This is a genomic window from Wolbachia endosymbiont of Wuchereria bancrofti, assembly GCF_002204235.2.
Lineage (GTDB): Bacteria > Pseudomonadota > Alphaproteobacteria > Rickettsiales > Anaplasmataceae > Wolbachia.
The window spans coordinates 1-8191 of record NZ_NJBR02000029.1; the positions used below are offsets into that span (position 1 = coordinate 1).

The 8191-nt window shown below is 33.6% G+C and carries 9 protein-coding genes; 8 read left to right on the top strand and 1 reads right to left on the bottom strand.

What is annotated here, in order from left to right; all coding sequences use genetic code 11:
- Positions 1-187 precede the first annotated feature (187 nt).
- Positions 188-1354, top strand: a complete 1167-nt coding sequence (locus CCY16_RS02080) for a multidrug effflux MFS transporter (protein ID WP_088414585.1) — start codon at positions 188-190, stop codon at positions 1352-1354.
- Between the two features lie 16 nt (positions 1355-1370).
- Here the strand turns inward: CCY16_RS02080 and prfA are convergent, their stop codons facing one another.
- Positions 1371-2450 (bottom strand): peptide chain release factor 1, encoded by a 1080-nt coding sequence (prfA, locus tag CCY16_RS02085; protein ID WP_088414587.1) that lies wholly within the window; start codon positions 2448-2450, stop codon positions 1371-1373.
- A 122-nt stretch (positions 2451-2572) separates the two neighbouring features.
- Here prfA and yihA point away from each other — a divergent pair, with 122 nt between their 5' ends.
- The 7 genes from yihA to CCY16_RS02115 all read left to right on the top strand — a co-directional run bounded on the left by yihA (position 2573) and on the right by CCY16_RS02115 (position 7673).
- Positions 2573-3166 carry a ribosome biogenesis GTP-binding protein YihA/YsxC gene (gene yihA, locus CCY16_RS02090; RefSeq protein ID WP_088414589.1) on the top strand — a complete coding sequence of 198 codons (594 nt, stop codon included), beginning with the start codon at positions 2573-2575 and terminating at the stop codon, positions 3164-3166.
- Positions 3167-3170: 4 nt separating this feature from the next.
- Entirely contained in the window at positions 3171-4082 is a 912-nt protein-coding gene (gene argB / locus CCY16_RS02095; RefSeq protein WP_088414597.1) for an acetylglutamate kinase, read from the top strand.
- Positions 4083-4148: 66 nt separating this feature from the next.
- Positions 4149-4619 (top strand): dUTP diphosphatase, encoded by a 471-nt coding sequence (gene dut, locus CCY16_RS02100; RefSeq protein ID WP_088414591.1) that lies wholly within the window; start codon positions 4149-4151, stop codon positions 4617-4619.
- Between the two features lie 413 nt (positions 4620-5032).
- Positions 5033-5317, top strand: a complete 285-nt coding sequence (locus CCY16_RS02105) for a hypothetical protein (RefSeq protein WP_088414593.1) — start codon at positions 5033-5035, stop codon at positions 5315-5317.
- A 288-nt stretch (positions 5318-5605) separates the two neighbouring features.
- Positions 5606-5758 (top strand): hypothetical protein, encoded by a 153-nt coding sequence (locus CCY16_RS06095; protein ID WP_245800722.1) that lies wholly within the window; start codon positions 5606-5608, stop codon positions 5756-5758.
- A gap of 32 nt (positions 5759-5790) precedes the next feature.
- Entirely contained in the window at positions 5791-6147 is a 357-nt protein-coding gene (locus tag CCY16_RS06100; protein WP_245800723.1) for a hypothetical protein, read from the top strand.
- Positions 6148-6500: 353 nt separating this feature from the next.
- Entirely contained in the window at positions 6501-7673 is a 1173-nt protein-coding gene (locus CCY16_RS02115; RefSeq protein WP_088414595.1) for a porin, read from the top strand.
- The last annotated feature ends 518 nt before the right edge of the window (positions 7674-8191 follow it).

Genomic DNA, 8191 nt, shown 5'->3' on the forward strand with positions numbered 1-8191 from the left:
TGTCAAGTAATTTTTTCGTTTCTGAGGTTTGTATATCGCTGCTAGTTTGTTATGCAAGAGGTCTAATGTAAATTCTTTTTGTAATATGTAGAGTATTTTTAAATGGGGGCCATTTTTGTAATAATAAAAATATTCTTTGCTAAGCGCTTTAAATGTGCTACCTTTATCCATTAATTAAAAACTTTAAATGTTACTACCTTTTTTGTTGATTCTATCTCTGATTGCCCAGTTCATTGAAATTGATATTTCTGTACCTGGCTTTCCAGACATAGTACGCTATTTCAATGTATTGGAAGGTACAATTCAGTTAACTATTGCTTATAATTTCCTGGGCCTTTGCATAGGAGGGCTATTTTTTGGTCCGTTATCTGAATGTTATGGCAGAAGGAAAATTATGATCATAGGTAATACTTTACTGTTAATTGGTGCTGTTGGTTGTGTTTTTGCACCGTCAGTTTTTTGGCTTTTAATCTCCCGCTTTATTCAAGGCATTGGTGTTAGCACATCTGTAGTTGTATTTACAATTATTGCAGATAGTTATCAAGGAAACAAAGCGATAAAATTTATTGGAATCATGAATTCTGTTCTTACAGTTGTCATGGCAATTGCACCAGTCTTAGGTAGTTTCATTAATGGAATTGTTGGGTGGCGTGGCAATTATGCAAGTGTTGCAATAATTTGTTTGATCTCTTGGATTTTACTGCTTTTAGCGTTACCGGAAACAAAAAAGGACCGCGATATTTTCAATTTGAAAAAAATGATGAAAGATTATAGAAGGTTATTATCGAATTCAAAATTTATGGCGTTGTCTTTGGTACCAAGCTTTTTTTCTGCTGCTTATATGTCGTTCATCACCTGTGGACCTTTTTTATATATGAAAACTTTTGGCTTATCTAGCACTATTTACGCGCTGCATCAATGTGCAATAGTTGGATGTTTCTCACTTATCAGTCTATTTACCGGCAAAATTTTGCAGAAACTTGGGGCAATAAGATGTGTAATTTCTGGTACGGGCGTGATTGTCATAGGGTCTCTATTACTTGTAATATTCAGTGTAACCATGCCCCATTTGTCTTGCTTAGTAACACTGTCTATGATTATTTTCGTGATTGGTTGTGCAATTTGCCAGCCAGTCATTTTCAATACATCATTGAATATTTTCCCTGATATTAAAGGTACGGCTTCTTCTGCAGTTTCGTTTATCAGGTCTTTTGTCATAGCTATTTTTATCAGTTTAACAAGCTATGTTTACAATGGTCAGGCAATCAGTGTATCTCTCCTTGTTCTTTCTGCAGTAGTGTTAGAACTTATTTTTACTATCTATTTGTTGCTTTTAAAAAATACATTATACTAATGTAGGTGTATATATATTAACTTTCCCCAGCCAATCTTTCTGCTTCGTTACGTGAAATTAATGCCTCAATAAATTCATCTAGCTCGCCTTCTTTTATAATCTGCTCTAGCTGATGTGAAGTTAGATTGATTCTATGATCTGTTATTCTTGATTGTGGGAAGTTATAAGTTCTTATACGTTCAGAACGGTCTCCAGAGCCAATTTGACTCTTTCTCATTGTTGATCTTTCTATTTCTTTTTTTTGCCTTTCAATTTCATATAGCCTTGCCCTCAATACTTTGAGCGCTTTAGCTTTGTTTTTGTGCTGCGATTTTTCGTCTTGCTGTATTACAACTATTTCTGTTGGTAAGTGAGTGACTCTCACTGCGCTGTCAGTTGTGTTCACTGATTGCCCTCCAGGACCGCTGGATCTATAAACATCTATCCGTAAATCTTTTTCTTCTATTTTAAAATCAACCTCCTCAACTTCAGGTAATATTGCAACAGTAGCTGCAGAAGTATGTAACCTTCCCGAAGATTCAGTTTCTGGCACTCGCTGTACCCTATGTACCCCTGATTCAAATTTCAGCCTTGCAAAAACTTCTGTCCCATTGATAAGTGCAGAAGCTTCCTTATAACCACCTATACCTGTGCTGGAAATACTTATTGGCTCAAACTTCCAATTTCTTCTTTCTGCATATTTTTGGTACATTCGGAATAACATTGCTGCAAATAATGCTGCTTCTTCTCCTCCTGTACCTGCTCTAATTTCTAGTATTGCATTTCTTGAATCATCTTCATCTTTAGGCAGTAGTGCTAATTTTAATTTAGCTTTTACTTGTGGTAATAATACCTTTTGCTTTTCGAAAAATTCTTCTTTAGCTAGCTCCTTTATATCATATTCACTATTTTCATCTTTTATTATTTCCTCTAAGTCTAAAATTTCCTTTTTTAGCGTGTTATATTCATTGATTATCTTGATAATTGGCCTGAGTTCAGAATATTCTTTTGAAAGGTTGATAAATTCTTTTTGACTTAAATTGGTAGGATTTTCTAGTTTCCTTTCTATGTAGTTGAATTTTTTCTTTAAATCTTGTAAGCTATTCTCTATATCCATGCAGCTCTGGTCTAATATTTTAACTGTTTAAGTGAGCAATATATACTTGAAATAAAAAATTTTTTACATCAAGTAATGACATTATAATATACCTACTACTTTAGGTATTTCTATATAATATAATGGTAAGGCGGGTAACATTAAACAGCAATTTTATGTTTGGAGCTTCAGACATAAATTCATTACCAAATGAATCAGTACCAGAAATTGCGTTTGCTGGCAGATCAAATGTAGGAAAATCCAGTTTAATTAACTTACTGATAAACAGCAAAAAAGCTGCCAGAGTTTCTTCTAAACCTGGGTGCACTAGACAAATAAATTTTTATTCTATGTACAATGATAAGTTCAGACTTGTTGACCTACCAGGGTATGGCCGTTCTCATGCAAGCAAGGATGAAACAATACAGTACTTAGGCTTAGTTGAATATTATTTGATTCATAGAAGAAACCTGAGAAGAGTGTTTGTACTGATAGATAGCAAAGTAAGACTAAAAGAAATAGACAAAGACTTTATTTATTGGTTAACATATAATAATATTAACTTTGATGTTGTGCTAACAAAAATAGACAAAGTAGATCTAGGGAATCTTGATGCTATTCTAGAAAGTACTCGAAAATGGATTAATAATGAAAGTGTGTCAATTCATCAAATAAGCGTCCATATTAAGTATGAAATGACCAAGGTGAGAGATGAGTTTTTCAAGTTTACAAGATAAGGGAATGAAGAACAGTGAATTTTTAAAGGGTGAGGTATCATTTGAGCAAAAAGCAAAAATATTACTTGAAGCGCTGTCTAGTATACCCAACTTTGTAGGCGAAACCTTTGTTATTAAATGTGGCGGTATAACAATATCGGATGAAACACTGTTCAATACTTTTGTGCATAATGTTGTCTTGTTGAAGCAGCTTGGTATAAATCCGGTTATAGTCCATGATGGAGAGTATGAAATTGATTCCGTACTAAAAATCTTGGGTATCGATAGTAAGTTCGTAAATGATATCAGACTTACAGATAAGGATACTATGAGAATCATTGAAATGGTGTTATGTGGTTCAATTAATAAAAAAATTGTTCAGCATATAAATTCTGCTGGTGGTTCAGCTATTGGGTTATGTGGAAAAGATGGCAACTTAATAAAAGCCGAAAAAATAAGTACTACACTTAGAGAAAATGGATCGAATAATGTAGAAAAGATATTAGATATGGGATTTATTGGCATACCAACTGAGATCAATCCTGATATATTGTTTTTCATTGAAGAATCAGATTTTATACCAGTTATTGCGCCTATTGGTCATGGAAAAGATGGAGAAACGTATCACATTGATGCCGATGGTGCTGCGGGTGCAATAGCAGTGGCAGTTTCTGCATCTAAAATGATAATCTTTAGCGACATATGTGAAGAAATGGATAAAATTGATGGTAGGAAGATATCTGTTAAAAATTTAAATGCATCGATTAATTGCGGTAAAATTAAGGGAGAAAGATTTGTTGAAAAACTTATAGCATGTGCTAAAATGGTAGAAGAATGTGCTGGAATTGCTCATATAGTTAATGGGAGAATACCTAATATTATGATTGATTTATTTACTGAGAGTAATTCTAGCGTATCAATTGTAAATGATTTATAGCTAAACGTAATTGCCGTGGCATATCACTTTTGCAGATGTAGTTTACATGCTATAACTTGAGCTTTGGTGGGTAGGGTACAAAGAAATAAAATTAAAGTAGAAATAAAAAAGTTGTCTCATGGAAAAGATTTGCCCCTTCCGTGTTATGCAACTATGCAGAGTGCTGGTATGGATCTTTATGCTGCATTGGGTGGCTCTACTGTTTTAAATCCACTTGAAAGATTACTTATTCCAACTGGAATTGTAATTGTAATACCAAATGGTTTTGAGGGACAAGTTCGCCCACGTTCTGGTCTTGCTGCAAAATATGGAATTACTGTCTTAAATTCTCCTGGTACTATAGACTCTGATTATCGCGGCGAGGTTAAAGTTTGCCTAATTAATCTCAGTAATCAGCCATATGAAATAAAAAGGGGAGATAGAATTGCACAAATCCTTATTGCTCCTGTGTTCCGGGTAATTTGGGATGATGCAGAACGATTATGCACTGAAGAAACTGAAAGAAGTGCAGGAGGTTTTGGTTCGAGTGGTAGATAGTTTATGAAAAGTTACCTATCAGCTAAAAATTTTGTTAAAAGTTTCGGGCTGAGGTAATTTTTTACATATAATTTTAGATATATTAACAATTTATTAAAGAGGTAATTATATCGGTTTTCAAAACTTTCAAAAACCATTATGGTTAATTCTGCAAAATGAACACTACTCTTACGGTAGGCGCTGCTTTGGCTTCTATAACTACATTAATAGCAATAGTTGTATTTATTAAACCAACTTTACTGGGAACCATAGGGCTGGTTTCTATAGTAACTCTACCAGTTTTAATAGCTTAAGTTATATTATTTTTAGCAATCGCGGGTTTAATGGTATATGCAATCAACAAAAACAATTAAATATCTGAGTTAAAAGCTCAGAAGATTGTTGTTACTAATGACGGTAAAGTAGTGGTACAAATGATAGAAGATATACATAATAAAATAAAAGAAAGTAACAAAACAAGGATGAAGAAAGTAAGCATGATAGATGATGAATATTGTTTATACTTCAGCTTAGAAGATAAGGATTACCTTATTACTATAGATGATCAGCTTTTCCAGCAGGAATTTAATACCTTATTACTAGGTATAGCTTCACTAGAAACAAAAAACAAAGACGGTGAGTACACCTCAGCAGATGAAAGTGAGATGATAAATAAATTAGACAAACAGGGTGCTGAAGTTAACACTTATTTAGGATAAGCTGTTGTTGAACAAGCTCAACAAGACACACAAAGAAAGGAGTAATACTTATAAAGTAAAAAGGTAGGCTAAATCTGCCTATTTTTTTTTCTGAAGAGTTCATGGATTTCAGGCGCACGCACTGGAACGACAAAAGTTATTCTATCTTTATCACCATCGAAAGTAGCTAGCTATACAACAAAATATGATGTTAGGCCACTTCTATTATATCTAGTCAAGCCTGTTATAGGTAAATAAATTTTAATGTAATCTTATTATACTTATAAATACTCTGTATAGAGTGAAAGTATGAAAGATTTTATAACTGCAAGAAGGAAAGATGATGCTGTGATATTTGTTTGTCAGGATAATAAGGAAAGAACTTTATCAATTTTAAGGCTAAGTCAAGCTGCAAGGGATTTGTTAAAATATGAAAGGGGAATTTACTTAATAAGCCGTTAATCAATATTTTAAACACAAGAACAGCTGATGATGTGGAGGATTATCTGGAGTATAACGAAGATAGACATGATTTATTTGGTATATTGCCTAAAGTGATAGATTTTTCCTTAATTGACGCTAAAGGAGAAGATATAAAGACAAAAGTGAAAGTTTTTCGTACCATGCGGTTCACTAGTCACAAGATTAATTATGAGCTATTGATACATGGCGTAAGCTTGCTTCATAAATCAGGGATGTTTCGAGATGAATATCCAATGGGTAAGAAATATAAAAACCATGACTTATTTGATATACCAGATAACGAGTCTTCTACTTTAGAGTTATATGTTGTATCAAGTTTTACCTTGCGGCATCAAATGAATGTGGTTATGGGAATTATTCAGTTTTGATAGCAACTGTGATGAGATAGATGATGCACTGAAAGTTGTTATAGAGCATTTCTACAAAAATTGCCGTAGTGACAATTTACTCAGATATGCTGATAAAATAAAGTGCTTTTTATCTTGATTAACTGCAGTGCACATAACACACCTCAAATAATTGATCGTATAACATTCTGCTATTAAATAAGCAGTTATTAAAGCGGAAATTACCCCAGTATATCAGTAATTTATGGAAATGTAGCTCAAAAGCTGGCCAAAAGTTTAGGTTTAGTGCAAAAATCGGAGGCGCCTTCTGGAAAGTTGTCTTTTGCCTATATTGAGTTTAAACTTAGACTTTTATAAAGATTTTAAGTTTATTCATGAAATTAAGATACTGCCTAGTAATATTGTTTCCGTTGTTGTTTCCACAAAGTAATACTGGCGCTAGAGTAATTTTGGACAAGGAAATATCTTATGCAGAGCTAGACGGGAAAATGGATTTGAGATTTAGCTATGCCTTCAACAGAGATTCTTTTGATATTAAGCCTAAAGATAAGACTTCAAGTTATTCATACTTGCGCCTTTTTTATTTACAACGTATTTATCCAAATACTCAAATGGGGTTTAATATAAAGGCAAAGGTTCCCAATATCTCTAATCTAAAAGCGTTAGACATAGAGAAGTTAAACATGGAGGAATGGTATTTTATCATTAAAAACCAGGGGTTTGGATCAATTGAGTATGGTAAAAGAAATTTGGTTAGTCAAAGTATGCTGATTAACACTTCAAAGATTGATGTAGCTGCTGGAGGAGCAAATGGTTACTGGGGAAACTATGTAAACTTGCTTGGTAATGAAAAAAAAGATGATGGCGCTGGATGTGATAAAGATGAGGTGTTCTGGGTAAAGCCCAGTATTTATAGTAATTACAGTGGACTTAAACTAAAGTTAAAGCAGCCAGTGGTAAGCTATATCTCCCCTGAGATTTATAATTTTCAACTGGGGCTCAGTTATGTTCCAGGAAAAAATAACTTACAGTACAACAATCTGGTTGCTTCTGGCCTTTCCTATAAAAACGGCCTATCAGATGATATAAGCTTTACTACTACTTTGACTGGTGGATTTGCAAGAGAAGATTTAGCTGATTGTACCAACAAAAATCCTAGCAATCTCCAGTGTCACAATCAATTACTGCACTGGAATTTTGGTTTGAAACTGAAGTTTTTCAATCTTGATTGCATTTTTTCATATGGTAATAGCGGTAAATCTGGTAAAAAGCTTGATCCTGAAGTAAGTAACACATATTACATGAATGCAGGTGTTGCTTACTGCTCTGATTCCCGCAAGTTGAGCTTAACATATTTTAGTGGTGGCCAGGATATTATAGGCAAGGGTACAAACAAATTAACTTCATATGCTTTAGGTCTTGAATATCCTCTTTTTATGGGTACTTCATACTATTTCGATATTGTAAAATTTAATACCGAAGAACCTAAAGTAATGAATAACAACTCAGGTTACATACTCTTAGCTGGGTTGAAGTTAATTTTTTAATAAAATTGTATTACTTTCTTTCACTTCAACACTCTTCTCTATTATCCAAATAGCTCACGGAAATGTAAAAAACTACTTAATAAATTTCAAAAACCTCATTGCCATGGCATCAAGGGTATTTCTGACTCGCAACTTGTTTTTGACTTGCACAGGTTCAATAACAAAGTTCAGTAAAAAACTTAAGGTATTTTTTGGCTTATTACATCAAATTATCGTAGCTGTATGTCTTTTAAATTTTTTCTACATTCAGCTAAATCGCGCTTAAACCAAGCGTCGACAAATTATTACAGCGCCAATTTAAATTATTATAGGGTCAAAACCAGCACCACGTGTTTTTTTTGCCTTTTTTTCTATTAGCAAATTTCTTAAATATTTGTAGCTACCGTCGTTCCTTAGCGTGATCCAAAGATACTGTGGAGTATGATGAGGAATCGCCATTCCAGTGTGTTGAATCCCAATGTCGGGGCACTGGAATGACAGCAAGAACACTCACTAACATAGAGAATATAAACTTTCTC